Source organism: Bacteroides sp. CAG:633, assembly GCF_000435115.1.
GTDB lineage: Bacteria > Bacteroidota > Bacteroidia > Bacteroidales > Bacteroidaceae > Bacteroides > Bacteroides ndongoniae.
The window spans coordinates 23,193-47,006 of record NZ_FR883034.1 but is presented as its reverse complement, the minus strand read 5'-3'; the positions used below and the strand labels follow the sequence as shown (position 1 = coordinate 47,006).

Sequence of the window (23,814 nt, the reverse complement as noted above, 5' to 3'; positions counted from 1 at the left end):
ACAACAAAAGGAAGAGCCATTACCCCTCCGTCCGGTTTAATGAAGGTTTCATTTTCTCTAGAAAGTAATCGACGGCGAGAAGCAAATCCTGCAGATTGTTCTTTACGACATCGTAAACAATGTCGCCGTCAATATCAAAATATCCATGCGCTATATGATTGCGAATCCCTATAACATCAATCCAAGGTATTTCCGGACGCTCGACAAGCAACTTTGACCGGGTAATGTCGTCTATACGTTTTATGCCTTCGCCTATGGCTTCAATAAGCATGCAACTTGCCGCAAGATTTTTCATTCCTTCCGCTGAAGAGTAATAGTCTTCTGGAGAATGGACTTCCTCGTTCCATTCCAAAAGTTGCAGAATCGCTTTCCTTATCTGGCAAAACATGCCGTATATGCGGCTATCTGATGACATATATTCCATCTCTTTCTATTTCATCAAGCAAAAAAGGATTGATATGCTTGTGCATTCTTACCACATCAACAGAACATTGCAGAAGATTACTGAGAAAACGCTTCAATGCTACCAGCATATACGCTTTCGGCTCCATATCGACACATACGTCCACATCGCTACCTTCATGGTTCTCGCCACGCGATACCGACCCGAACAACCTTAACGACTTAACCCCGAACTTGGTTCTTAGGTCATCGGCATGGGACACTATCAGAGATATGTATTCTTCCCTTGTTTTCATTTCCTTGCTTTTACTGAGCTGTACAGTCACAAAGGTAATAAAATGTTTCAAACAGACAAAACCTGCGCAAACTTTTAGCCATGCACATCAAATCGGCAAAAGAAGTTCGGCATTAGAAAAAATGCACTACCTTTGCCTCAAGTTTAACAAAACATCTCATTCCCTATGAAATATTTAGAATTTATCTTCCATACCGAACCATGCACGGAGGTAGTCAACGATGTCCTCTCCGCCGTATTGGGCGAAGTCGGCTTCGAAAGTTTTGTAGAACAGGAGGGCGGCATAGCTGCCTACATACAGACCGCCCTGTACGACGAAGAAGCCCTGAAGTCGGCACTGGACAGTTTTCCGCTGGCCGACACTACCCTTACCTATACTTATAAGGAAGCAGAAGACAAGGACTGGAACGAAGAATGGGAAAAGAACTTCTTCCAACCCATCGTCATCGGCAACCGTTGCGTCATCCACAGCACCTTCCACCACGATGTACCTCAGGCAGAATACGACATTGTCATCAATCCGCAAATGGCCTTCGGAACAGGACACCACGAAACCACCAGCCTCATCATAGGCGAACTGCTGGAAGCTGACCTTCAAGGCAAAGCGCTGCTTGACATGGGATGCGGCACGTCGATACTTGCCATTCTGGCGCGGATGCGTGGCGCAGCTCCCTGTACGGCCATCGACATTGACGAATGGTGTGTGCGCAATTCGCTCGAAAACATCGAGCTGAACCACGTTGATAGTATCAGCGTATTCCAAGGCGACGCATCCATCCTGCCCGACAAGGGCCCGTTCGATGTGGTGATAGCCAACATCAACCGTAACATCCTGCTGAACGACATGAAGCACTATGTGGCGCGCATGAATCCAGGCGCCCGCCTCTTTATGAGCGGTTTCTATACGGACGACATTCCTGCCATCCGCGAAGAGGCCGAACGCAACGGACTCCGCTTCGTTCATCACAAAGAGAAAAACCGCTGGGCAGCCGTACAGTTTGAGAAGTGACGGAACAGGACATTGAACCTGCCCTGCCCCAAAGCAAGAGTTCCCCTCCGTTTCCACTAATGGTTACGCCCGTTCCCTAAGGAGGTTACGGCCGTAACCTAAAGAGGGAACGACAGTTTCCCAAAGAGGAAACGGTAGTTTCCTAACGTGGAAACAGAAGGAAACTGCAACACTTTATATTCCAACTACTTATATTATTATTCCCAACAAGCAGTAAGAACAGAGCAATGACAAAAGCACTGATTTGTATTTTTCTTGGCGGAGGCACGGGAAGCGTACTCCGCTACTGCGTGCAACTGGCCTTGCACGAACGCATTGTACCCTACAACTTTCCCTGGGCCACCTTCACCGTCAACATCGTAGGCAGTTTCCTGATAGGCATGTTTTATGCTCTTTCCGCCCGTTTCAACCTGGCTACCGACATACGGCTTCTGCTCACCACCGGACTTTGCGGTGGCTTCACCACCTTTTCGACCTTCAGCAACGACAGTCTGATCTTGCTGAAACAAGGATTGCACGGCCTGTTTCTACTGTACGTCGTATTGAGCGTAGCACTGGGAGTAGCCGCTGCCATGCTGGGAGGTGCGCTTATCAGCAACTATACCCGCTGACAGCATCCCCCTCCAGAAGCCTCTGGGAAGGCCTGAGGAGGGGTATCGAAAAAATATTTCGAAAAAAATCGCTCCAGCTATTGCAGATTTAAAATAAATGCGTACCTTTGCAACCGCAAAACAGAAAAAAACGGGTAAGTCCTATACGGCCAGCTCCCTTCGAATCCTCCAGGGCTTGATCGCAGCAAAGGTAGTTGGTTGTAGCGGCGCGATATGGCAAGCTTACCCACCCGCCTCTTTAGCTCAGTTGGCCAGAGCACGTGATTTGTAATCTCGGGGTCGTTGGTTCGAATCCGACAAGAGGCTCAGAAAAAGCGGAAGATGTCACCGAACATTCTCCGCTTTTTTCGTATATCCCCGTCCCATCCCCTAATTTATTAAAAATCTACAGCCTGCATGCCACTGTATCCAACTATATTTGTAACTTTGCAAAGTTATTTTTCCATAACGGAGGCTGGCGGCAACGACGACCTCTTCTTTACATTTTAATGACATCAATGGCAGAAAACAAAGGTTACATGCAACGATATGCAATGCTATTCGGCACCTACATGGGTGTATTCTGGATACTGAAGTTCATACTCTTTCCCCTGGGGCTGAAATACAACCTGCCCTTTCTATCCTTCCTCTTCATGGGCCTTACGCTGTGCGTACCCTTCATGGGCTATTACTACCTGAGAATATACCGCAACCAAGTATGCGGAGGAGCCATCAACTTTTTGCCGGCATGGCTGTTCACGGTCTCCATGTATATATTCTCGGCCCTGCTGACTGCTGTAGCACACTACATATACTTCCGCTACATCGACCACGGCTTCATACTCAACACCTACGAAAACCTGCTGAGCAGCCTGTCCGCCAGCAACGTGCCCGGTATAGAGGCTTACCTGAAACAGCTGAACGAAGCCCTCGACGCCATACGTGCCTTGAGTCCGATAGACATCACCTTCCAACTGATGTCGCAAAACGTTTTCTACTGCTCGCTGCTGGCATTACCCACAGCCCTGTTTGCCATGAGAAGACGGAAAGACGAAGTGGCCGGATAGCCCGGAGCGGAAAAAAAGAAAAAAGCATGTTTACAACATTCATCATATAATAAAACTAAATCGTACACAAATGGATATTTCTGTTGTAGTCCCCTTATATAACGAAGAAGAATCCCTGCCCGAACTCTTCGCTTGGATCAAACGGGTAATGGAAGCCAACGGATTCACTTACGAAGTAATCTTCGTGAACGACGGAAGCACCGACCGCTCCTGGCAAGTCATCGAACAGCTGAAAACACAATCGGACGCAGTGCGGGGCATAAAGTTCCGCCGGAACTACGGTAAATCGCCGGCTTTGTACTGTGGCTTTGCACAGGCACAGGGCGACGTCGTCATCACCATGGATGCCGACCTGCAAGACAGCCCCGACGAAATACCCGAACTGTACCGCATGATTACGCAGGAAGGCTACGACCTTGTATCGGGCTGGAAAAAGAAACGCTACGACCCGTTGTCGAAAACCATTCCTACCAAGCTGTTCAACGCCACCGCACGCAAAGTGTCGGGCATCAAGAACCTGCACGACTTCAACTGCGGACTGAAGGCCTATCGCAAGGATGTCATCAAGAACATCGAAGTCTACGGCGAAATGCACCGCTACATCCCCTACCTGGCCAAGAACGCCGGCTTTGCCAAAATCGGCGAGAAGGTTGTACACCACCAGGCACGCAAGTACGGCAAGACCAAATTCGGCCTGAACCGCTTTGTCAACGGCTATCTGGACCTCATCTCCCTCTGGTTCCTCTCCACCTTCGGAGTAAAGCCCATGCACTTCTTCGGCCTGCTGGGCTCGCTGATGTTTGTACTCGGCTTTATAGCCGTCATCATCGTAGGAGCCAGCAAGTTGTATAATATGCACAACGGCATGCCCTACCGTCTGGTGACCGATTCGCCTTACTTCTTCCTGGCGCTGACCTCCATGATTATCGGTACCCAGCTGTTTGTAGCAGGCTTCCTGGGCGAACTGATTTCGCGTAATGCACCCGAACGTAACAAATACCAAATAGAGAAAACCATCTGACAATGAAAAAACTCGTCCAATTAATCATACTTTGCGCCATCCTGCTTCCTGCAGCCGGCAGCATCCTCTCCTGCTCGGAAGAGGCCGACTGCTCGCAAGCTGCACGCGGCATGCTGAACTGCAACCTCTACACCATCCTGGCAGAAACTAACATAGTAGAGAAAGATACACTCGACTCGCTGACCATTACTGCATACGGAACCGATTCCGTCATCGTAAACAACCAAAAGGAAGTGAAGGATCTGACTTTGCCCCTGCGCTATACCGAAGACTCGACGGTACTGATTTTCCGCTACAACGAAAAGCAGACCGATACTGTTGTCTTCAGACACACCAACACCCCTTACTTCCTCTCGATGGATTGCGGCTACCAGATGCAACAATCCGTCACAGGTTGCACATACAGCCGGCACGTGCTCGACTCTATTTATATCTCAAACCCCGAAGCCAGCATCTATGGTACAGAAAATATTAAATTATTCTATTAGTCTGCTGCTTTGCCTGCTATGCTCGCTGCCTGTCGGTGCGCAAAACAGTAATCCGCCTGCCGCCGCTGCTCAGAAACTGCCAAAGAAAGAGCAGAAGGACGCCAAGGAGGGACCGCAATATCCGTTGTACAACGGCGTTTCGGTAGGTGTAGACTTGTGGGGACTGGGCAGTAAAGCGCTGGGAGGAAATACCCTCAGCACAGAAGTCGTAGTAGACGTAGACCTGAAGCACCGCTTCTTCCCCACCGTAGAACTTGGCTATGCAAGCAACAACGAAGAAGGCGACCTGGGCATCCGCTCCAAGACGCAAGCCCCCTATGTCCGTATCGGTATAGACTATAACGCACTCTACAAGAAACAGCACGGGCATCTGTTTACGGTAGGAGTGCGCTACGGAATGACCAACTTCAAATACGACATCGAAGCACTGGGACTGGAAGACCCCATTTACGGCGGAGGAGTAGGCAATCCTAACCTGACCGACGACATCTGGGGCGGAAGTCTCCCGTACAACCATACCGGCATGAAAGGAAGCATGCAATGGCTCGAAATATGCCTGGGCATCAGAGCCAACATCTGGAAAAATGTGTCGATGGGATGGTCGGTACGTATGAAGTACAAGCTGTCGGCCACCACCGGACAATACGGCGATCCGTCGTACGTCCCCGGCTTCGGCAAATACGGGTCGAACACCATGGGAGTGATATACACAATCACTTACAAACTGCCTTTCTAAGCAAAGGCTGAGCCCATGTGCTGCACCAGCGGCAACCTCTTCTATCTGATAATTATAATGAAACGATAAACAATGACTAACTTAGAAATCTGGCTGCTGGCGGCCGGTCTGGCAATGGATTGCTTTGCCGTATCTATAGCCAGCGGCATCATTCTGAAGCGTACCCTGTGGCGCCCCATGTTGGTAATGGCATTCTTTTTCGGCTTCTTTCAGGCTATGATGCCTTTTCTGGGATGGATCGGTGCAAGTATGTTCAGCCATCTCATCGAAAGTATAGACCACTGGATTGCCTTTGCCATTCTGGCATTCCTGGGAGGCCGTATGGTACGCGAATCGTTTAAAGACGAAGAATGTAAAAACGAATACGACCCTACCAGCCTGAAAGTAGTATTGGCACTGGCCGTAGCAACCAGTATCGACGCACTGGCCGTCGGGGTGTCCTTCGCATTCCTGGGCATCAGAGGAATTACCGGAATACTCTACCCCATCGGCATTATCGGCTTCGTCTCGTTTGCCCTTTCGCTGATAGGACTGATATTTGGAATCCGCTTCGGATGCGGCCTTGCACGCAAACTAAGAGCTGAAATGTGGGGAGGAATCATCCTTATTGCCATCGGAAGCAAAATACTGATAGAACACCTGTTTTTAGGATAGACTTCGGAAGAACATCAAACGGAAAAGACAAATTATGGAAAAAAGAACGCAAAGAAACTTTTTATGGATTGCCCTACTGGTATTGGGAACCATCTGGATTCTGGCACGCCACAACCGTGTTGCCCCCTACCAGAAAGACAGCGGACAGATTTTCGGAACCATATACAACATCACCTACCAGTACGACCAGAACCTGCACGCTGAGATAGATGCCGAGCTGAAGCGTTTCGACGGATCACTGTCTCCCTTCAACGATACAGCTACCATCACACGCATCAACCGGAATGAAGACATCGTGCCGGACACCTTCTTCACCAACGTGTTCCGAAGAAGTATGGAAATATCCCGGGAAACCAACGGTGCTTTCGACATCACTGTTGCCCCGCTGGTCAATGCCTGGGGATTCGGCTTCAAAAAAGGACACTTCCCCGACTCACTGATGGTAGACAGTCTGCTCGACATCACGGGATATACGAAAGTCAGCCTGTCGGCCGAAGGAAAAATCGTCAAGCAAGACCCACGCATCATGCTGACGTGCAGTGCCGTAGCCAAAGGATATGCCGTAGACATCGTAGCACAACTGCTCGAAAAGAAAGGAATACAGAACTATATGGTAGACATCGGCGGTGAAGTGGTAGTACATGGCAACAACCCGCAGAATACTCCGTGGAGAATCGGTATCAACAAACCGATAGACGACTCACTGGCAATCAACCAGGAATTGCAGACAGTTCTGCAAATCAGCAATGCCGGTATAGCCACCTCGGGCAACTACCGCAACTTCTATTACAAAGACGGAAAGAAGTATGCACATACCATCGACCCGCGCACCGGTTATCCCGTACAGCACAGCATACTGTCGGCCACGGTCATAGCCCGCGACTGTATGAGTGCCGACGCCTACGCCACTGCCTTTATGGTAATGGGACTGGAAGAGGCCGAACGTTTTGCCAACGCCAACCCCGAAATTGACGCTTACTTCATCTACAGCGACAATGACGGGAAATTCAAGACGTTCTGCACCGAAGGTATGAAAAAGTATATCAAAGAATAATACTCCTCGTAAAAAGACACATTAATCTGGTATAATACAATGAAAAAGCTACTTTACTGCATGATAGCACTGCTCTGTGCCGCCTGCATGCCACAGAAGCCAGCCAAGGCGGAATCTGCTGAAATCGCCATGTTGGTAGGAACCTACACGGACGGAGGAAGCAAAGGTATTTACACTTTCCGCTTCAATCAGGAAACCGGTGTTTCTACGGCCCTCAACTCGTTCGAACTGCCCAATCCTTCCTACATGGCCGTATCGGAAGACGGACAGTTTGTCTATGCCGTCAGCGAAATGGACGGCAAACAAGCAGCTGTCAATGCATTGTCTTTCGACAAAACAACCGGAGAACTGCGCCTGCTGAACAGCGAACCTACCTTAAGCGCAGGTCCTTGCTATATATCTACCAACGGAAAGGAAGTGCTGACCGCCAACTATTCCGGTGGCACAATGGCTGTATTTCCCCTGCGTAGCAACGGAAGCGTAGAACCGGTCGACACCCTGTTCGAAGGAATGGCCAACAATGCCGATCCGGAAAGACAGAACAGCCCGCACATGCACTGTGCCGTCTTCTCGCCTGACGGGAAATATATATTTGCCACCGACTTCAGTTCCGACCGCATCCTGCGCTTTGTCCTTCATCCGAAAGATATCGTCCCGCATCCCTCGGCCGAAGCAACAGAAGTAGCTCCCGGTTCCGGTCCGCGTCATCTGACGTTCAGCCCGAACGGACAATATGCATACCTTATTAATGAACTGTCGGGCAAAGTTATCGCCTACAGCTACAACGACGGTTGCCTGAAACAGATACAGACCATCACAGCCGACACACTGGCCGCCCGCGGAAGTGCAGACATCCACCTTAGTCCCGATGGCAAATATCTATATGCCTCCAACCGGCTGAAAGGTGACGGAATAGCCATCTATGCCGTCAACGAAGAAAACGGCATGCTGGCCAAAGTCGGATATCAGCTTACCGGCATTCATCCCCGTAACTTTAATATCACTCCCAACGGTAAGTACCTGTTGGTAGCTTGCCGCGACAGCCACGTGATACAGGTATACCGACGAGATGAGACAACAGGATTATTGGAAAACATCAACAAAGATATAGCCATCAGCAAACCCGTATGCATTCAGTTCGTACGTTAATCTTTCGTAAATAAGTGTCGTACAACAGCGGAGTTCATTATCTTTGTTATTTAAGATAGAAGTAGAACAAAGCCAGGTCGAGCTGTAAATGCACCGCCATACCGGCTTTGCTTTTCTATCTAAAGCAAATGAATAACTTATTATTAATATCCTTTTATGAAAAAAAGAATCATACAACTGGCAGGTCTTCTGCTACTCACAACCGGTACGTACGCCCAGACGGAAGTTACTGCTGGTGTGATGCGTGGTAAGGACTATGGAGTGACCTATCTGCTGCCGAAAACTGAAATTCAGCTTACCATTGTGGCAACCAAGCATACATACACTCCGGGAGAATTTTGCAAATATGCCGAACAGTTTCTGAAACTGACTGGCATTTCTCCACTGTCAAGAGAGTATTGGACACTGGACAAAATACAAACTTCCACTATCGGAGTACCGGACAAGGATAACGTTTATTTCGTAAAGCTGAAAGACAAAACGGTTGCTCCTCTTATGGAACTGACCGAAGACGGCATTGTACGCTCCATCAATATGCCTTATAGCGGAAAGAAAGAAAAGAAACAAGCCTCTGCCCCACTCAATGCGGCATCCGAGACACTTGACCCGCGTACTTTCCTCACGCAGGAAATTCTTATGGCCAGCTCAAGTGCTAAAATGGCCGAACTGGTTGCACAGGAAATCTACAACATACGCGAAAGCAAAAACGCTCTGCTAAGAGGCGAGGCAGACAACATGCCCAAAGACGGAGAACAGCTTAAACTGATGCTCGACAACCTGAATCGTCAGGAAAAAGCCATGACGGAAATGTTTACCGGAAAAACGGTCGAGCAATCCCAAACATTCACCGTACGCATTACTCCCAAAGAAATGCAAAATGCAGTAATTTCACGCTTCTCTACACGTCTGGGAGTCGTAGACAGCTATAATCTGGCCGGCGAGCCTATATACATCAGCATCACCGACCTTAAGACAATCAACATTCCGCCAGTCGACGAGAAAGATCAAAAGAAGAAAATAGAAGGAGTGGCATACAATGCACCCGGTAAAGCCAAAATAGAGATAAAATACAAACACCAGAAATTGTTTGAAGACGAACTTCCGGTGAGCCAATTTGGCACCACGGAATACCTTGCTCCTGTACTATTCAATAAGAACAGTGTTACCCAGGTGCTTTTCGACACTACAACGGGTGGCTTGCTGAAGGTAGACAGAGGCGAATAAAACCATCTTTATGCAACTGCATGATGTAAGTTGCAACACGCGAAGCATAATCCGCTTCGTTCGAGAAATGAACGGCCAGCAGTTCCACTATTTCATTTACGGTACGCTGGCCGTTTATTAATTGCCAAACGGCTGTCCCATGCTCTTCCAACGTTACATGTATATCCTGCGACAGCCCTTTAAACAACCAGAAACGACGCATCCATTCCTTCTTAAACCGAGGAAAGGCGAGCACAACGTACTCACCTTTCCATTCAGTTTTTACCTGTTCACTACGAACCGGAATGGCATTCAACAAACTAATTTTGTCTACTGTATCCGGCATATTACTTATTCCTTAATGTTAGGTTCTTCCAAGCCAAGGCCCTTCTTACGGTCGACTACTTTCAATACAAAACCAAGAATCAATGCGGCAACACCCAGACAGGCAAGCATTACAAGCGGCGCTGTATAATCATAAGAGACAGCTGCTTCTTCCGGTGTAATGACTCCATTCTGCAAATCGGCCACAAGCTGCGGATTGGTACGGTCGAGAACCTTTCCTATCAGAAGCGGGAAAAGCCACAAACCGATATTCTGAATCCAGAAGATAAGCGCATAGGCACTACCAATGATTTTAGCATCGACCAACTTAGGCACACTAGGCCACAAAGAAGCAGGAACCAACGAGAAACTTGCTCCGAGTACAAGAATGGTAAGATAAGCAATAATCACACCACCAATCGCATTATCCTTGAATTGCGGTAATACAAAAGCGAAAGTCAAATGACAGAAGATCAGCAGAATAGAACCAACCACAAGCATGGTTGCTGCTTTTCCTTTATGATCAACATAATTGCCCAATATAGGTGTAATACCTACTGCCAGCAACGGGAATACAGCAAAAACAGTCTCAGCGCTTTGACGCATATAACCCATATAACAGAAAGCAACCAATGCCACTGCTGCAACAACCAGTAATCCGTATTTCATACTGACACGCTTGGAGAAATTGCTGGCAAAAGCGGCAGCAGCCACAACCAGCATGATACAGTATTGAATTATGGTCACCGTATTAGTTGCCCAGAATGAATCGGCTGGCACATCAGTAAATATCAGGTTACATTGCAACATATTTACAGCATACTTCTGGAACGGGAAAATGGCAGAGTAATAAAGCACGCACAGCAATGCAACCAACCAGAATCCACCGCTTGTAAGAATCTTCTTCAAATCAGATATCTTAAAGGGATCATCTTTTTCTTCTGCCTCGCCAGTCTGTGCGTCAAGCTTCTTATCCATAAAGAAATAAACGATAAACATGATCAAGGCTATCATCAGCAGTACTACACCGAATGCTACAGAACGGGAAACGTCAATTACACCTCCCAACTTGGCAAATACCGGAGAGAAGATCATACAGGTTGCCACACCTAAACGTGCAAGTGCCATTTCCGAACCCATAGCCAATGCCAGCTCGCGGCCTTTAAACCATTTAATCAATCCTCTGGAAACTGTAATACCTGCCATCTCAACACCACAGCCGAAGATCATAAAACCAATGGCTGCAAACTTGGCTGAGGCAGGCATACCTCTATAAAAAGGAGAAATGCCCAATTCATCAAAAACGGGGATATAATTCAGATTATTATTAAACCAGTTCTCAAGTCCGCTGCCTTGAAAACTTTCGGTAACGGCATACCAATTGATAATAGCACCTATTAGCATCACTGTTCCTGAAAGAAGGGCTGTAAAACGTACTCCCATCTTATCCAGAATGATACCGGCAAAAATCAGAAAGAATACAAAAACATTCAAAAACGTTTCAGAACCCTGCATCGTACCAAAAGCTGTAGAATCCCAGCCTCGTGTAGATTGCATCAAATCTTTAATAGGTGAAAGAATGTCCATAAAGATGTATGAACAGAACATGGCAAAAGCCAAGAAAAGCAGCACCATCCAGCGCATAGCCGCTGAATCGCGCAACGTCTGGAGATTTTTTTCAGATGTCATCATTTCAATTAGTATGTTATTAGTTAATTTATTAAGCAACAAAAATAATGAAAATATGCTAGTCTTTCCAGCTATTATGCTAAAAAAGAATACAGATAATCAGACTTTATTAAACATACAGATATAAAAAACACGGATTACATGAAAATAGGGAATAAATTACCCCTTCAAATTCATGTAATCCGTGCCTAAATTATCTCAAATCACGCATGACGGCCATGCCGTTCTGTCCTTAATTGGCTGCTGAATCAGAAGCAGCAGGAGCAGGTGTAGCAGCAGCAGGAGCTTCAGTCTGCGGTGCTGTTGTACCTACGGGCATATTATACGGATTTGTCTTCTCTTCTTGCTGTGCTTGTTCCAATATCACATCACCACTCTTGCTAGAAGCAGAAGGAACTGTATAAGCAGCAACAACACTGAATATAACCATAGCCGCAGCTAATGTCCATGTTGCTTTTTCCAGGAAATCGGTAGTTTTGCGTACACCCATAATCGCATTGGATGAAGAAAAGCCTGATGCCAGACCTCCACCCTTTGAATTCTGGATTAAAACAATGAAACACATCAATACTGATGCAATCAGCATTAAGATAATTAATAATGAATACATTTTGTTATTTTGATTTAGCGTTAATAATCAATTTCTCCAAAAATCTGATTTGGTCTGCAAAGTAAGCATTTTTTTTTGGATAATTCAAACTTAATTTTTTAATAATTTCAAGAGCTTTATCATATCGGTGCTGTTTGATGTATATTTTTGCCAAAGTTTCGGTAAAACAGCTGTCATCCAACTCTTCTTTGCCGTAAATATCATCCAAATTCTCCTCATCCGGCTCTTCATTATCCAAATCATCACCGGCTGCCTGATCAGCTGTCTCGGAAGACTCATCTACACCGATTATTTGACAAGTGCCTTCTATAGGTTGCTCTGCTGTAGCCTCCAGCATCGGTGATTGAGACGAGCTACATTCCTCAACACTTTCTGCTGCATCATCCGGCTGTTCAGGCATTGCATCCAATTTTGTATCTGTAGCAGACGGAACTGCTTCTTCCACAGTTTCCTTCTCGTCTCTCTTCAAGAAATCATCAATGAGATTCTGCCCCCTCAGCTTGGGCACTTCCTCTTGCGGGCTTTCTTCATTCAATCCATTGTCTTCACTCAGCAGATAGGCTGTATAATCCATCGAATAGTCCAATTCCATCGGTTGAGTCTGCTCTTCCGGCATAGTTGCCAAAAAAGTATCAATCAGGAAAAGAGTACGATCGACGCTAGGCTCTTCTTTCAATTCAGTATCTATCCTATTGGACAGTTTCTGAGCCTGCAACTTATAACGATCACCTTCTATCAGGTAGAACAAGACACGACGATCGGCAACATAAAGTACTGCCTTCCGCAACTCTGAACCAAAAGCTGTATCGTGCAACAAATACAAATTCTTCAGGTACAACAAACGAAGTGACTGGAAATAAGGATAACGGGCTACCATCGTACGAAGCTCGTACAAAGTATCCCTGTTCAGCATCTTCGGATGCTCAATCCACTGTTGCAAATGTACAGATGTCATTTCCCTATATTACCAGTTAGCTACTGTTGAATTAAATATTTGCTCTGCAATATCTTTAACCATTACGGTAATCAATCCGTCCTGTACCGAGGTCAGCAATTGCGATGAGTCATACGTCTGGAAAGCTGAGAATTGCTGGTCGGTAAAGTCTTCTTCGTGATTGGTATTATTGACATACGACACTTTCACCGTCAAAGTCAGTTTTACTTTCGAAGAATAACCACTGGCATCTACAGCTTCATTATACTGATTATATCCTATAATTTCACCGCTAATCTCCAAATCTCCTCCCGAATCAACCAAACGAAGACTTGTCTGCTGAATGAACATGTCTTTCAGCTTCTGATTGAATTCGATCGCCAAAGGTGCATAAACATAATCGGCATGATTCTCAAAATCAGCAATCGAAATTGTCTTAACTTTCGTATAATCTATTGAACTAATCGGAGCAAGACCTATCTTTATGCTACAAGAATACAGCACAATGCCCGATATTGCCAACAAAAGTATTAATGATATCTTTCTAATCCAACCCATATTCTTTAATCTTTCTGTATAAAGTCCGTTCGGAAATGTTCAGATCATGTGCCGCCGCTTTGCGTTTGCCATGATGCTTTTCAAGTGCTTTCCGTATCATTTCTTTTTCTACATCATCCAGTGACAACGATTCTTCCACATACTCTTCCGTATCCTGAATATCATCATCGACAGGCGTAACTGCCTTAATCGGAGAATGAATAATAGCAGGTACTGAGGGTTGTGCCGGAGTCACAATAGAAGCCTCGGAGGATAAATAAGGTGAAGGAGATGCAGACGAAATTCCCGCAGCACGTTCAGTCATAATCTCATGCACCAGTTTCTTTAACTCCGTAACATCCTGACGCATATCAAAAAGGACCTGATAAAGTATCTCACGTTCACTCTCAAAACTCTTGTGTTCCTTTGCTCCGAACAAAGCAGGAAGTTTCTGCACATTACTTTGCAACGGCAGATATCCCTTCAAAATAGAAGCATCTATTTCACGGTTAGTTTCAATAATTGAGATCTGCTCTGTAATATTCTTCAACTGACGGACATTACCTGGCCACGAATAAGACATTAATTCACGTTTGGCATCTTCCGTCAACTGAATGGCAGGCATCCTGTATTTATCCGCAAAATCGGTCGCAAACTTTCGGAACAGCAGAACCACATCTTCACCTCTCTCTCGCAAAGGAGGAATCTGTATAGGAACTGTATTCAAACGATAATACAGATCCTCACGAAAACGGCCGTCCGCAATAGCCTGAGTCAAATTTACGTTTGTAGCAGCAACAATACGCACATCCGTCTTTTCTACTTTCGACGAACCCACCTTGATAAATTCTCCCGTTTCAAGTACCCGAAGCAAACGGGCCTGAGTAGGCAAAGGCAACTCTCCTACTTCATCCAGAAAGATAGTACCACCATTTGCTTCTCCAAAATATCCTTTTCGCTCGCCGATAGCTCCTGTAAAGGCTCCTTTTTCATGGCCAAAAAGCTCCGAATCGATAGTACCTTCCGGAATAGCTCCACAGTTCACTGCAATGTATTGCCCGTGTTTACGTCGGCTATACTGATGGATGATTTGGGGAAAACTTTCCTTACCTACACCGCTTTCCCCAGTTATCAAGACAGACAAGTCAGTAGGTGCCACCTGAATCGCTATATCAATGGCGCGCGTCAATCCATCATTGTTACCAATGATGCCAAAACGCAACTTCACTTGCTGTATTTCTGCTTTCGTCATATTTATAATTCCTCTTCTATACTGTCAAGCTTCAACTTGTCACTATCATCACGTTTCTCGTAATATTGCTTTCGCAGTGGATTTGCACGCATATTCTTTTCATGCAAACGGTTACGGAACACATCAATCGCTACATAAACAGCCTGGCGGAACGAATCTTCCGAAGCTACACCCTTTCCTGCAATATCATAAGCAGTGCCATGCGCCGGCGAAGTACGAACGACAGGCAAACCAGCCGTATAGTTCACTCCTTCATCCATTGCCAGTGCTTTAAATGGTGCCAAACCCTGATCGTGATACATGGCCAATACTCCATCGAAATGGGAAAGATTGCCCGAACCCATAAATCCGTCAGCAGGATAAGGTCCGAAACAAAGTACCCCCTTGGCAGCCATCTCCTGAATAGCAGGGATTATAATTTCCTGTTCCTCCATTCCCAATAATCCACCATCACCGGCATGAGGATTCAAAGCTAATACTGCGATACGTGGTGCTCCTATACCAAAATCCTGTTTTAAAGACCGATTGAAAATCTCCAATTTTTCTTCTATCAATTCCTTGGTAATGGTCGAAGCAACCTGAGCAATGGGAATATGTCCAGTAACCAATGCTACACGAAAATCACCTTTCATCAGAATCATAAGAGCCTTTTCACCATCGCCCAACCGTTCCTCAATGTATTCGGTATGGCCGGGAAAAGAGAACTCCTCAGACTGAATAGTGTGCTTGTTTATAGGTGCAGTCACAATAGCATCGATCAAACCTTCCCGATACTCTTCTATAGCTTTCTCCAAAGCACTTAAAGCAGCTTTCCCTGCTTCGGGATCAGCCTTCGAGAACTCTACCTTTACTTCATCATCAGTACAATTAACCACACTCAGCTTATCTGGCATAGCCTCTGAAGCCGAATTCACAATACTAAAATTAGTAGAGAGGTCTAAAGACTTCCGATGATAGGCTGCAACCTTAGGAGAACCATATATAATCGGTGTACACAATTCCAACATCATGGGATCTTCAAAAGTCTTCAGAATCACTTCATATCCCACTCCATTAATGTCACCTTGTGTTATGCCAATTCTTATTTTGTTATCTTCCATTCTTATTTTTTATTAGTAGTTGAATCATTACTTATCACAATAGCCGGTATTGTTACTTCTACCTGTCGGCTATTTGGTAACTTCAAAGTATAAAGAGAAGCTTCCATCTGACGTACAAGATTACGTTTCATCTTATCAGGAGAGTAAACAAATATCTCTGAAACAACAATTTGTTGGTTAGCTCTGTCCAAACGAACGTGAGACACAAACGGGCCACCCATAAAATCGCCCTTAATACGCCACAGCCCACGAACTTCCAGTGCATACTCGCCTTGCACACTAATAGGACGTACATCAGTCATCAACGAATCAGTCATCATATACATTCCTTCGCGTGCCCCTGGAATATTGATTTTCATCACAGAATCACGTTTGTGAACAAAATATTCTTTTGTGAAAGTATTCTTATCGGTATATGGATAAGTATAAATAACAAAATTCTGATCACCAGTTGCAGCATTAGTTCCTGCCCAGAAAAAGTTCTCGCCTTGTTTCGTAGCTGTCAACTCGCCAGGTACCCATACATCACAATCAAACATACTTTTTACTTTCGTTGTGACATAATCACTATGATTGGTTTCCAAAGCAAAAATTTGCCGGTTCATCTCTGCATGAGTAAAATAGTCTATAATGACTTGTTTGTTTTTTGTAACAAACTCACCAAATGTCTTTTCATCAGGAGCCTGAATTGTCAAGATAGACTGCGGTGCAGCATAGACATTCTGAGCAGACTTTAACTTAGGCTGTGTATAGAGGTCTTTGTTCACCTCTACTACAATAATGTTGCGGATAATTTTTAAGGTAGCGTCATAATTCGACGGATCAGTATACATAATGCGGAAAGAGCGTTCTGATTGAGGCAATCCAGGTACATCAGAGTCGAGTACGTCAAACAAAGCTCTACCAGCCGGCCGCTCCCACATATCCAAATCTATTACAACAAGAACTTCATATGCACGCCCACTTGAGGTCGGGGTAAACATACTCTTCTTTTTACCATTACCACATGCCACAAACAAAACAGACATAAGGAACATGCTCAAATAAACCAAGTGCCTTTTCATAATCACATTATTTTAGTTTCTACAAAACTACGAAAAATCAGTAAATCCTTTCGGGCAAAGTTAATAATTTATATTAATTCTTGTTTATTCTCCTCTTGCTTCGCCGTAGAGAGCATTCCACAGGCTGCAAATATATCCTCACCTCGTGAAGCACGTATTGTAGTAAACAATCCATGTGAAGTCAGATAATCCCGGAAAGTAACCATCGTATCCATATCAGCTCCCTGCAAATCAACACCTGGAATTGCATGGAAACGAATCAAATTAATTCTGCAATCTACGCCACGCAATAGTTTCAAAAGTTCTTTGGCATAAGGCAGAGAGTCGTTGACTCCCTTAAACATGATATATTCAAAAGAAAGTCTCCGCTGCTTGCTGAAATCATAGTTGCGCAACAGATCAACTATTTCAGTTATTGAGAAAGCCTTTTCAGCAGGCATCAAGTCACGGCGTTGCAGCGGTAACGGAGAATGAAGACTAACAGCCAAATGACAATCGGATTCCTCAATAAAACGTTGTAACCCCTTGCGGAGGCCTACAGTAGAGAGAGTCACTCTTTTCGGGCTCCAACCATATCCGTAATCAGAGGTCATTATTTCCAAAGCCTTCAATACCTCATTAAGATTATCCAAAGGCTCTCCCATCCCCATCATTACTACATTGGTCAGATTATCACGTTCCGGCAAAGAGTTTATCTGATTTATTATCTGATTAGCTGTAAGGTTAGCAGTAAATCCTTGCTTTCCGGTCATACAAAACTTACAATTCATTTTGCAACCTACTTGTGAAGACACACACAACGTAGCACGGTCATCATCAGGGATATAAACAGATTCAACAAAATGGTTTTCACCGACACGGAACAGATACTTTACAGTACCATCAACCGAACGCATCGCATCTATCGGTCCCTCAGCTCCAACCTCATACTGTTCTTTCAGCAGCTCTCTATGTTTTAACGACAAATTGGTCATTTCATCTATTGAAAAGACTTTTTTATCATACAGCCAAGAAGCTATTTGTTTGGCTGAAAAGCTTGGCATGCCAAGATTCTTTACAACAGACTGCAATTCAGAAAGAGTCAATCCCAAAAGGGGAAGTTTTTGTGCCATATTCTTATATTCTTTTATCTTGCAAAGGTACAAATAAAGTAATATAAAGACAACGGTGGCAATAGAAACTTGCCCCACGTATCGAAAAACAACAGGACTATCAGAATCTATACAAAAAATCCGGGCTTCAGATTTCAGACCCGATATTCTGAAACCTAAAGCCCGGATGTATTTTTTAGAGTAAAACCTCTATTCTAACTTATTAGAAGAAGAGATAACGAGTATCTTTCACATTGGCTTTCAAATACAAGTCACTCATAAACTGACCTGCCATACGTGCATGCATGTTTTCCAATGTAGTCTCTTCAGTTTCCTTATTAAAGGTTTCGTTCAATTTTTCTTTTGCATAAGGTTGAAGAACAAAGACACCACCCTGACCTTTAATCGGAGCACTCAGCTTATTAACTTCTGCAACCGATGCATAAGCACTTACTGCAGGCTCACTGCTGTGCAATGCTGATACATAAGCGGGAGCCGAGAAAGTAACATGTTTCACTGAATCGCTCACTGCATTAGCCATATTCTTATACTGATCAAATGAAGTCGCACCAGCAGCCTTCATATCAGCCATAATCTTCTCAGCTTTCTTGTCACGGATAACTTCAGCTCTCAACTGATCTTTTACCAGAGCCAAAGGACGATATCCTTCTTTAACGATGCCAGCCAAACCTACAACCAGCATATGATCACTCTCGCCACACTCATACAAACCAGAAACTTCACCAACCTTAGCTTCGAAAGCCCATTTCAGTGCATCCTTTGTTCCACGAATACCACCAATTCCATGTTCTGAGCTATACAAGTCATCTTTAGGGAAGAGTCTGTAACCAGCGTCTTCAGCATTGGCCATCATCTTTTCAAGCGTATTATTAGCTGCTATAAACTGGCTGAAATCATTGTATGCCTTATTATAGGTTTCCTTGCTAAACTCAACAGGACGTTTAATCACTGCTACTTTATATTTATCCTTCACAGCTTTCTTATTAGTTACCTGCAAAATAACATTAGCTTGACCTAAAGCCAGATTCTGCAGTTCATTCTGTCCCATAGTAGTAACAGCAGTTACATACTTCAGATTATCACCATCCAGCTGGGCACCTTCGTAATTGGCAGAAGTAATCCATACAGCTTCGCCAGTCTGTCCATACTTCTTAGCTACTTCAGCAAAATCAGCACCACCCTTAATGGCATTATAGATACTGTCAGCCAAAGTCTTAGTCTTATCAGCATCTTCGGCTACTACCTGAATCTGACGATATTCGATAGAGTCAGGCATTGAAGTTTCAGCCAATTTCTTGAATGTATTCAGAGTATTGTCTGCTACATTATAATAGGGACCAAACACCTCTCCTACATTTACTGAATCCAAACGTGCAGTAACGTCAGAAGGCAAAGTTCTTGTTGTGTAGAACAAATCTACATACGGAGTTTCAGAACCAGTAGAACGGATGAACGATGTATAATCAGAAGAAGTAGAAGCCAATTGAGCTGTATATTCTTCCATTTCCTTTTGCAAAGCAGCACGGTCTTCAGCACTTGCTGTTACCTGAACATCAATATAACGGATGTTACGAGTTTCAACATATTGCTTGAATTGCTCTTTCTTTTTATCGTATGCAGCCTGCAAATCAGCATCGCTTACTGTAATCGTAGAATCTGTAACAGAAGAGTAAGGAATGGCTGCCAAAAGCAGATCGGTCTGATTTACACGTGCATCAAACGCATCCTGTGCCTCAACAGAGTTAGCGAACAGTGATTTGGCTATCAACGATGTGTATTTTTCCTGCAAGCGAGCTTCAATCAGAGATTGTTCGATAAATGCCCACAGCTTGTACATTGCATCGTATTGTTCTACATATTGAGCAGGCATCTGCGCTCTGTTCATCTTTGAATAATCAACCAGGAACTTCTTCAACATATCCTTATCGAAAGCCCCTGTCTGGGCATTCACAAAAGGAGTTCTTTGCAACATGTAGTGCGTTCCTTCATCTATAATCGACTGTATTTCTTCTTTCGAAACTGTCAGGCCTAACTTCTCAGCTTCATTCTCAATCAGCTTATTGTTGACATATCTTTGCCAAACTTCATCTTTAATCTGATTGGTTTCTTCATCACTCAATGCTGATCTACCGGTAGAGAACTTAACGACTTCCGTATATTCTTCCACCATTGTCTGATAATCTTGAGCGGAAATAGTTTCTCCGTTCACTTCTCCTACGTCTTGTGACTGATGCGGCTGAAGAACCTTCCATGCATCACCCGCGATGAAAGCAAACAACGCCACACCAATTACAATCACCAATAAAGGTCCTTTCGACCGAATGTTTTGTAATGTTGCCATTTTTGTTAATTAGATTTATTTGTTTATTTATTACTTTCTTATTTTTACCGATTTTAGCGCACGAAGATACAAAAAATGCTAATACGCATCTATTTATTCGCCGAAATTTTGCATCTAAATAGCATTATTCGGTTACTTTGAGCCGCACCAGTTCAATTTTAGTAGCTGTAACCTTAATAATCTTAAACTGATAACGGTCTACTGTTACCACTTCGTGCAGCTTGGGAAAGTTTTGGTAACTGTTCAGAATAAGCCCGCCTACCGTCAAATAATCATCCGATTCCGGAAGATCCAGACCAAACGTTTCGTTTACCTTCTCAATTTCCAGACGCGCAGACAAAACATATTCATTCTCTCCAATTTGTTTACATACATACGACGTATTGTCATGTTCGTCTTCTATATCTCCAAAGATTTCTTCTACCAAATCCTCCAAAGAAACAATGCCAGAGGTCCCGCCAAACTCATCTACCACAACTGCAATTGTTTTCTTCTGTTGCATAAACAGTTTCATCAGTTTGTGAGCCGCCATCGTTTCGGGAACAATGGGAACATCCTTCACATTATTTCGCCAATCGGCCGGATTACGGAACATCTCCGACGAATGGATATAACCTATCACATTATCTATACTACCGTCGTACACTATTATTTTCGAAATACCCGACTCCACAAAAAGACTTTTCAGCTCGTCCAGTGAAGCACTGACATCAACTGCTACAACTTCGGTACGCGGCACAATACAATCACGTATCTTGATATTCGAGAAGTCGAGCGCATTCTGAAATATTTTCACCTCGGCATCCAGATTCTCCTCACTTTCGGCATTTTCGATACTCGACTGAACAAAATAATCCAAATCGACCTTTCCGAATGCTCTGGCACGCGCCTCTTTATTAATACGTACGCCGAAAATATATAAAAAGACAGACGAAAGCCCTGAAGCTAATTTAGAGACCGGAAACAAGACTACATAGCATACAAACAACGGCATGGCACATACACGTAAGGCCAGATTGGGATTGATCTTAAACAATGTTTTAGGTAGGAACTCACCCGTCACCAAGATAACCAGTGTTGAAATAATCGTTTGTATCAGTACTACCGCAAAATGATTCGAAATAACTCCGGCCAATAGATTCCCTTCGATAATCTGCGCCATAAAAATACCGTAAATAACCAGCGCAATATTATTGCCCACCAGCATTGTCGAAATGAAATCGTTAGGATTGCGGAAGAAATAAGAAAGAATGGCAGACGTTACACCAGCTTTCTTGTCCATTTCAAAACGTAGCTTGTCGACCGAAACAAAGGCAATCTCCATTCCCGAGAAAAAGGCAGAGAAAGCCATGGTTATCAGCAAATAAATAATAGTGTCTAACATACTTATCCGATACTGTCCGTCTTCAGGCTGTCGGAAGGAGCGGCTCCCTCTTCCTCGTCGATATAGAATATACCGTCAGTCTTGAAGAAACGATATTTTGTCATTTGTTCATTCGATTCAAAGCCCCATGCATAAATAATCTGATCGGGCTGCTCGATACGCACACGCTTGTCCGAATAAACCTTCTTTTTCGTCTGATCCCAATAAAGCAACTCTGTGTCAAACTTCTCTCCCTTCAGGTTCTGTATATGTACATTGCCTACCAGTTTCCAAAGCTTCTGCTTGTCGTAAAAATAAGCAGTATCAGACTTGATACTTGCTTCGACCTGAAACAAGGTATCGAACTTCTCCAGATAGACTCCCTTTTCGAAAGACCAATAAGAAGGAGACTTACGATCGAACACCTTCCACTCCTCGGTAAGAATGCGGTAACGCGTAACACCGGAGTCTGAAATAAGCGTCGTGACTCCCCGCGTATCCATCACCGGCATCGAATCACGTTCGGTAATGGCTGCGCCCAGTTCTTGCTTCTTTCCAGAGCAGGCCGAAAATAAAAGGAGCATAACCATTCCCCCTAAGACAATGGTTATGCTCAGATTTCTAAAATATATTACGCCCTTCGATTGTGATGACATCATATTATCGAATGGTTGTAGACTCACCTATCCAGCCACCGATAGTTACACGGTCGCCAGCCTTATAACCCAACATAAACAAGTCTTTTGCCTGCGGGGTATAAGCTGAATAGGTAGAAATAAGCTTATTGGCTTCCTCGGCCACGCTCGGATCGATCGATTTAGCTTTCTGAAGCTTGTCGATTACGAGGAAGTAAGTACATTTGTTCAAAGCAGGCTCATCACTCCACTTCGGATTGGAAGCATAGATGTGTGCCAACATGATATATGCCTGTCCGTAGTCTTCTTTGAAAGAAAGGGCCTTCTGACAGTAAGATCTTGCCTGAGAAAGCTTCTTGGCACTAAACAGAGCAGCAGCTGTTGCATAAGACATTTCAGCTTTCTTTGCATTGTCAGTTTCCATACCCAAAGCCTCGTCGAAATACTTCACGGCGTTATCGTAGTCGCCTTTCTTATAATACATATAGGCTACACCTACAGCAGCATCTGCACTCGGGTCGATACGATACAGGTAATCAGAAGCCTTGAAGTAAACTTCGCTTTCATTACATTTCATCATCTTCAGGATAGCGATAGTCTTCTTCAGGAAAGTGGAGTCGCTTTGGTTAGCTTCTACTTTCGGACCATAGATATTCTGCAGAGATTCGCAGTCGGCTACACCACTGTTAACGAACATGGCAACCAAGTTCTCCTTAATAGCTTCAAGATTTTTCTTCTTGGCAGCATTGGTTTCGGTAGCGATAGCATCCTCGGTATATTTGGAAGCATCCAAATAATCCTGAAAGAACTGATCAGTATGATTACTGTCAGCCTTTACTTTCTGCATGGACACATCCAAAAAGTAATGCAACACAGCACCGTCAGATTCGCCTTGCGCCTCAGAAACCGATTCTCTCAGCCAAGTATAAGCCTGATTCAGATCCGGTACTGGAGCATACTGCAAGTAGTCTACAGCCTTTGTACCCCTAGCTGAAGCCGGGCTGGGAATTCCGCTCTTATATTTTTTGGCAAATTCCGGAAGATTCTGAATACGCAAATCGTGAACCTGCATCAGCTCGTCGAAATATTTTTTGTAGTCGGCAGAATTACGATCTTTGTTGGTTTGCAAGAAATTTTGCAGAATTTTAATGGCATCCGTAAATGTGTAATATCTCAAAGTCGGAC

General features: G+C 44.4%; 25 protein-coding genes and 1 tRNA gene. 11 read left to right on the top strand and 15 right to left on the bottom strand.

Annotated features, from left to right (window positions below; translation table 11 throughout):
* Nucleotides 1–19: 19 nt before the first annotated feature.
* Together QVP67_RS04800 and QVP67_RS04795 are read right to left on the bottom strand one after the other, a co-directional pair.
* Nucleotides 20–415 carry a HepT-like ribonuclease domain-containing protein gene (locus QVP67_RS04800; RefSeq protein WP_071149964.1) on the bottom strand — a complete coding sequence of 132 codons (396 nt, stop codon included), beginning with the start codon at nucleotides 413–415 and terminating at the stop codon, nucleotides 20–22.
* On the bottom strand, nucleotides 402–698 hold the full coding sequence (locus QVP67_RS04795; RefSeq protein ID WP_022162424.1) for a nucleotidyltransferase family protein: 297 nt from the start codon (nucleotides 696–698) through the stop codon (nucleotides 402–404). Before QVP67_RS04795 ends, QVP67_RS04800 begins: the two co-directional genes overlap by 14 nt.
* Nucleotides 699–863: 165 nt before the next feature.
* Here QVP67_RS04795 and prmA point away from each other — a divergent pair, with 165 nt between their 5' ends.
* From prmA to QVP67_RS04740, 11 genes are all read left to right on the top strand, one after another.
* Nucleotides 864–1,706, top strand: a complete 843-nt coding sequence (prmA, locus tag QVP67_RS04790) for a 50S ribosomal protein L11 methyltransferase (RefSeq protein WP_022162423.1) — start codon at nucleotides 864–866, stop codon at nucleotides 1,704–1,706.
* Between the two features lie 227 nt (nucleotides 1,707–1,933).
* Nucleotides 1,934–2,317, top strand: coding sequence for a fluoride efflux transporter CrcB (gene crcB, locus QVP67_RS04785; protein ID WP_022162422.1), 384 nt, complete (start codon nucleotides 1,934–1,936; stop codon nucleotides 2,315–2,317).
* Nucleotides 2,318–2,549: 232 nt separating this feature from the next.
* A tRNA-Thr gene (locus tag QVP67_RS04780) sits at nucleotides 2,550–2,623 on the top strand.
* Nucleotides 2,624–2,814: 191 nt separating this feature from the next.
* Nucleotides 2,815–3,363: a DUF4199 domain-containing protein gene (locus QVP67_RS04775; RefSeq protein WP_022162420.1), complete on the top strand. Its 549-nt coding sequence runs from the start codon at nucleotides 2,815–2,817 to the stop codon at nucleotides 3,361–3,363.
* Nucleotides 3,364–3,433: 70 nt separating this feature from the next.
* The gene (locus tag QVP67_RS04770; protein WP_022162419.1) at nucleotides 3,434–4,384 is read left to right on the top strand and encodes a glycosyltransferase family 2 protein; all 951 of its coding nucleotides are present in this window, start codon (nucleotides 3,434–3,436) and stop codon (nucleotides 4,382–4,384) included.
* A gap of 2 nt (nucleotides 4,385–4,386) precedes the next feature.
* Nucleotides 4,387–4,872, top strand: a complete 486-nt coding sequence (locus QVP67_RS04765; RefSeq protein ID WP_022162418.1) for a DUF6452 family protein — start codon at nucleotides 4,387–4,389, stop codon at nucleotides 4,870–4,872.
* Entirely contained in the window at nucleotides 4,841–5,608 is a 768-nt protein-coding gene (locus QVP67_RS04760; protein ID WP_022162417.1) for a DUF6048 family protein, read from the top strand. Before QVP67_RS04765 ends, QVP67_RS04760 begins: the two co-directional genes overlap by 32 nt.
* A gap of 72 nt (nucleotides 5,609–5,680) precedes the next feature.
* Nucleotides 5,681–6,262 carry a manganese efflux pump MntP gene (locus QVP67_RS04755; RefSeq protein ID WP_022162416.1) on the top strand — a complete coding sequence of 194 codons (582 nt, stop codon included), beginning with the start codon at nucleotides 5,681–5,683 and terminating at the stop codon, nucleotides 6,260–6,262.
* A gap of 34 nt (nucleotides 6,263–6,296) precedes the next feature.
* Nucleotides 6,297–7,316 carry an FAD:protein FMN transferase gene (locus QVP67_RS04750; RefSeq protein WP_022162415.1) on the top strand — a complete coding sequence of 340 codons (1,020 nt, stop codon included), beginning with the start codon at nucleotides 6,297–6,299 and terminating at the stop codon, nucleotides 7,314–7,316.
* A gap of 39 nt (nucleotides 7,317–7,355) precedes the next feature.
* A complete protein-coding gene (locus tag QVP67_RS04745; RefSeq protein WP_022162414.1) occupies nucleotides 7,356–8,465 on the top strand; it encodes a lactonase family protein in 1,110 nt (369 codons plus the stop codon).
* Nucleotides 8,466–8,621: 156 nt separating this feature from the next.
* Nucleotides 8,622–9,689 carry a DUF4831 family protein gene (locus QVP67_RS04740; RefSeq protein ID WP_022162413.1) on the top strand — a complete coding sequence of 356 codons (1,068 nt, stop codon included), beginning with the start codon at nucleotides 8,622–8,624 and terminating at the stop codon, nucleotides 9,687–9,689.
* Here QVP67_RS04740 and QVP67_RS04735 read toward each other — a convergent pair.
* The 13 genes from QVP67_RS04735 to QVP67_RS04675 all read right to left on the bottom strand — a co-directional run.
* Nucleotides 9,649–10,014 (bottom strand): PqqD family protein, encoded by a 366-nt coding sequence (locus tag QVP67_RS04735; RefSeq protein WP_022162412.1) that lies wholly within the window; start codon nucleotides 10,012–10,014, stop codon nucleotides 9,649–9,651. The two genes, QVP67_RS04740 and QVP67_RS04735, sit on opposite strands and share 41 nt — an antisense overlap.
* 5 nt (nucleotides 10,015–10,019) lie before the next feature.
* Nucleotides 10,020–11,681 (bottom strand): MFS transporter, encoded by a 1,662-nt coding sequence (locus QVP67_RS04730; RefSeq protein ID WP_394331820.1) that lies wholly within the window; start codon nucleotides 11,679–11,681, stop codon nucleotides 10,020–10,022.
* A gap of 232 nt (nucleotides 11,682–11,913) precedes the next feature.
* Entirely contained in the window at nucleotides 11,914–12,291 is a 378-nt protein-coding gene (gene secG, locus QVP67_RS04725; protein WP_022162410.1) for a preprotein translocase subunit SecG, read from the bottom strand.
* 4 nt (nucleotides 12,292–12,295) lie between these two features.
* Complete coding sequence (locus QVP67_RS04720) at nucleotides 12,296–13,246, bottom strand: hypothetical protein (protein ID WP_022162409.1); 951 nt, start codon at nucleotides 13,244–13,246, stop codon at nucleotides 12,296–12,298.
* 9 nt (nucleotides 13,247–13,255) lie between these two features.
* Entirely contained in the window at nucleotides 13,256–13,783 is a 528-nt protein-coding gene (locus tag QVP67_RS04715; RefSeq protein WP_022162408.1) for an LptE family protein, read from the bottom strand.
* Entirely contained in the window at nucleotides 13,770–15,014 is a 1,245-nt protein-coding gene (locus QVP67_RS04710; protein WP_022162407.1) for a sigma-54 interaction domain-containing protein, read from the bottom strand. Before QVP67_RS04710 ends, QVP67_RS04715 begins: the two co-directional genes overlap by 14 nt.
* 2 nt (nucleotides 15,015–15,016) lie before the next feature.
* Nucleotides 15,017–16,114: a 4-hydroxythreonine-4-phosphate dehydrogenase PdxA gene (gene pdxA / locus QVP67_RS04705; protein WP_022162406.1), complete on the bottom strand. Its 1,098-nt coding sequence runs from the start codon at nucleotides 16,112–16,114 to the stop codon at nucleotides 15,017–15,019.
* A gap of 2 nt (nucleotides 16,115–16,116) precedes the next feature.
* Nucleotides 16,117–17,178, bottom strand: coding sequence for a DUF4837 family protein (locus QVP67_RS04700; RefSeq protein WP_022162405.1), 1,062 nt, complete (start codon nucleotides 17,176–17,178; stop codon nucleotides 16,117–16,119).
* A gap of 68 nt (nucleotides 17,179–17,246) precedes the next feature.
* Entirely contained in the window at nucleotides 17,247–18,290 is a 1,044-nt protein-coding gene (gene rlmN, locus QVP67_RS04695) for a 23S rRNA (adenine(2503)-C(2))-methyltransferase RlmN (protein WP_022162404.1), read from the bottom strand.
* A gap of 202 nt (nucleotides 18,291–18,492) precedes the next feature.
* The gene (locus tag QVP67_RS04690; RefSeq protein ID WP_022162403.1) at nucleotides 18,493–20,631 is read right to left on the bottom strand and encodes a SurA N-terminal domain-containing protein; all 2,139 of its coding nucleotides are present in this window, start codon (nucleotides 20,629–20,631) and stop codon (nucleotides 18,493–18,495) included.
* 124 nt (nucleotides 20,632–20,755) lie between these two features.
* Nucleotides 20,756–22,015, bottom strand: a complete 1,260-nt coding sequence (locus tag QVP67_RS04685) for a hemolysin family protein (protein ID WP_071149973.1) — start codon at nucleotides 22,013–22,015, stop codon at nucleotides 20,756–20,758.
* Nucleotides 22,016–22,017: 2 nt separating this feature from the next.
* The gene (gene lptC / locus QVP67_RS04680) at nucleotides 22,018–22,650 is read right to left on the bottom strand and encodes an LPS export ABC transporter periplasmic protein LptC (RefSeq protein ID WP_022162401.1); all 633 of its coding nucleotides are present in this window, start codon (nucleotides 22,648–22,650) and stop codon (nucleotides 22,018–22,020) included.
* A 4-nt stretch (nucleotides 22,651–22,654) separates the two neighbouring features.
* Nucleotides 22,655–23,814: tetratricopeptide repeat protein (locus QVP67_RS04675; protein ID WP_288179914.1), on the bottom strand; the 1,160-nt coding region annotated here is incomplete at its 5' end.

What these genes read in the sequence shown, in the direction of transcription:
- QVP67_RS04800 (WP_071149964.1), bottom strand. Translation starts at nt 415, where the DNA reads ATGTCATCAGATAGCCGCATATACGGCATGTTTTGCCAGATAAGGAAA.
- QVP67_RS04795 (WP_022162424.1), bottom strand. Translation starts at nt 698, where the DNA reads ATGAAAACAAGGGAAGAATACATATCTCTGATAGTGTCCCATGCCGAT.
- prmA (WP_022162423.1), top strand. Translation starts at nt 864, where the DNA reads ATGAAATATTTAGAATTTATCTTCCATACCGAACCATGCACGGAGGTA.
- crcB (WP_022162422.1), top strand. Translation starts at nt 1,934, where the DNA reads ATGACAAAAGCACTGATTTGTATTTTTCTTGGCGGAGGCACGGGAAGC.
- QVP67_RS04775 (WP_022162420.1), top strand. Translation starts at nt 2,815, where the DNA reads ATGGCAGAAAACAAAGGTTACATGCAACGATATGCAATGCTATTCGGC.
- QVP67_RS04770 (WP_022162419.1), top strand. Translation starts at nt 3,434, where the DNA reads ATGGATATTTCTGTTGTAGTCCCCTTATATAACGAAGAAGAATCCCTG.
- QVP67_RS04765 (WP_022162418.1), top strand. Translation starts at nt 4,387, where the DNA reads ATGAAAAAACTCGTCCAATTAATCATACTTTGCGCCATCCTGCTTCCT.
- QVP67_RS04760 (WP_022162417.1), top strand. Translation starts at nt 4,841, where the DNA reads ATGGTACAGAAAATATTAAATTATTCTATTAGTCTGCTGCTTTGCCTG.
- QVP67_RS04755 (WP_022162416.1), top strand. Translation starts at nt 5,681, where the DNA reads ATGACTAACTTAGAAATCTGGCTGCTGGCGGCCGGTCTGGCAATGGAT.
- QVP67_RS04750 (WP_022162415.1), top strand. Translation starts at nt 6,297, where the DNA reads ATGGAAAAAAGAACGCAAAGAAACTTTTTATGGATTGCCCTACTGGTA.
- QVP67_RS04745 (WP_022162414.1), top strand. Translation starts at nt 7,356, where the DNA reads ATGAAAAAGCTACTTTACTGCATGATAGCACTGCTCTGTGCCGCCTGC.
- QVP67_RS04740 (WP_022162413.1), top strand. Translation starts at nt 8,622, where the DNA reads ATGAAAAAAAGAATCATACAACTGGCAGGTCTTCTGCTACTCACAACC.
- QVP67_RS04735 (WP_022162412.1), bottom strand. Translation starts at nt 10,014, where the DNA reads ATGCCGGATACAGTAGACAAAATTAGTTTGTTGAATGCCATTCCGGTT.
- QVP67_RS04730 (WP_394331820.1), bottom strand. Translation starts at nt 11,681, where the DNA reads ATGACATCTGAAAAAAATCTCCAGACGTTGCGCGATTCAGCGGCTATG.
- secG (WP_022162410.1), bottom strand. Translation starts at nt 12,291, where the DNA reads ATGTATTCATTATTAATTATCTTAATGCTGATTGCATCAGTATTGATG.
- QVP67_RS04720 (WP_022162409.1), bottom strand. Translation starts at nt 13,246, where the DNA reads ATGACATCTGTACATTTGCAACAGTGGATTGAGCATCCGAAGATGCTG.
- QVP67_RS04715 (WP_022162408.1), bottom strand. Translation starts at nt 13,783, where the DNA reads ATGGGTTGGATTAGAAAGATATCATTAATACTTTTGTTGGCAATATCG.
- QVP67_RS04710 (WP_022162407.1), bottom strand. Translation starts at nt 15,014, where the DNA reads ATGACGAAAGCAGAAATACAGCAAGTGAAGTTGCGTTTTGGCATCATT.
- pdxA (WP_022162406.1), bottom strand. Translation starts at nt 16,114, where the DNA reads ATGGAAGATAACAAAATAAGAATTGGCATAACACAAGGTGACATTAAT.
- QVP67_RS04700 (WP_022162405.1), bottom strand. Translation starts at nt 17,178, where the DNA reads ATGAAAAGGCACTTGGTTTATTTGAGCATGTTCCTTATGTCTGTTTTG.
- rlmN (WP_022162404.1), bottom strand. Translation starts at nt 18,290, where the DNA reads ATGGCACAAAAACTTCCCCTTTTGGGATTGACTCTTTCTGAATTGCAG.
- QVP67_RS04690 (WP_022162403.1), bottom strand. Translation starts at nt 20,631, where the DNA reads ATGGCAACATTACAAAACATTCGGTCGAAAGGACCTTTATTGGTGATT.
- QVP67_RS04685 (WP_071149973.1), bottom strand. Translation starts at nt 22,015, where the DNA reads ATGTTAGACACTATTATTTATTTGCTGATAACCATGGCTTTCTCTGCC.
- lptC (WP_022162401.1), bottom strand. Translation starts at nt 22,650, where the DNA reads ATGTCATCACAATCGAAGGGCGTAATATATTTTAGAAATCTGAGCATA.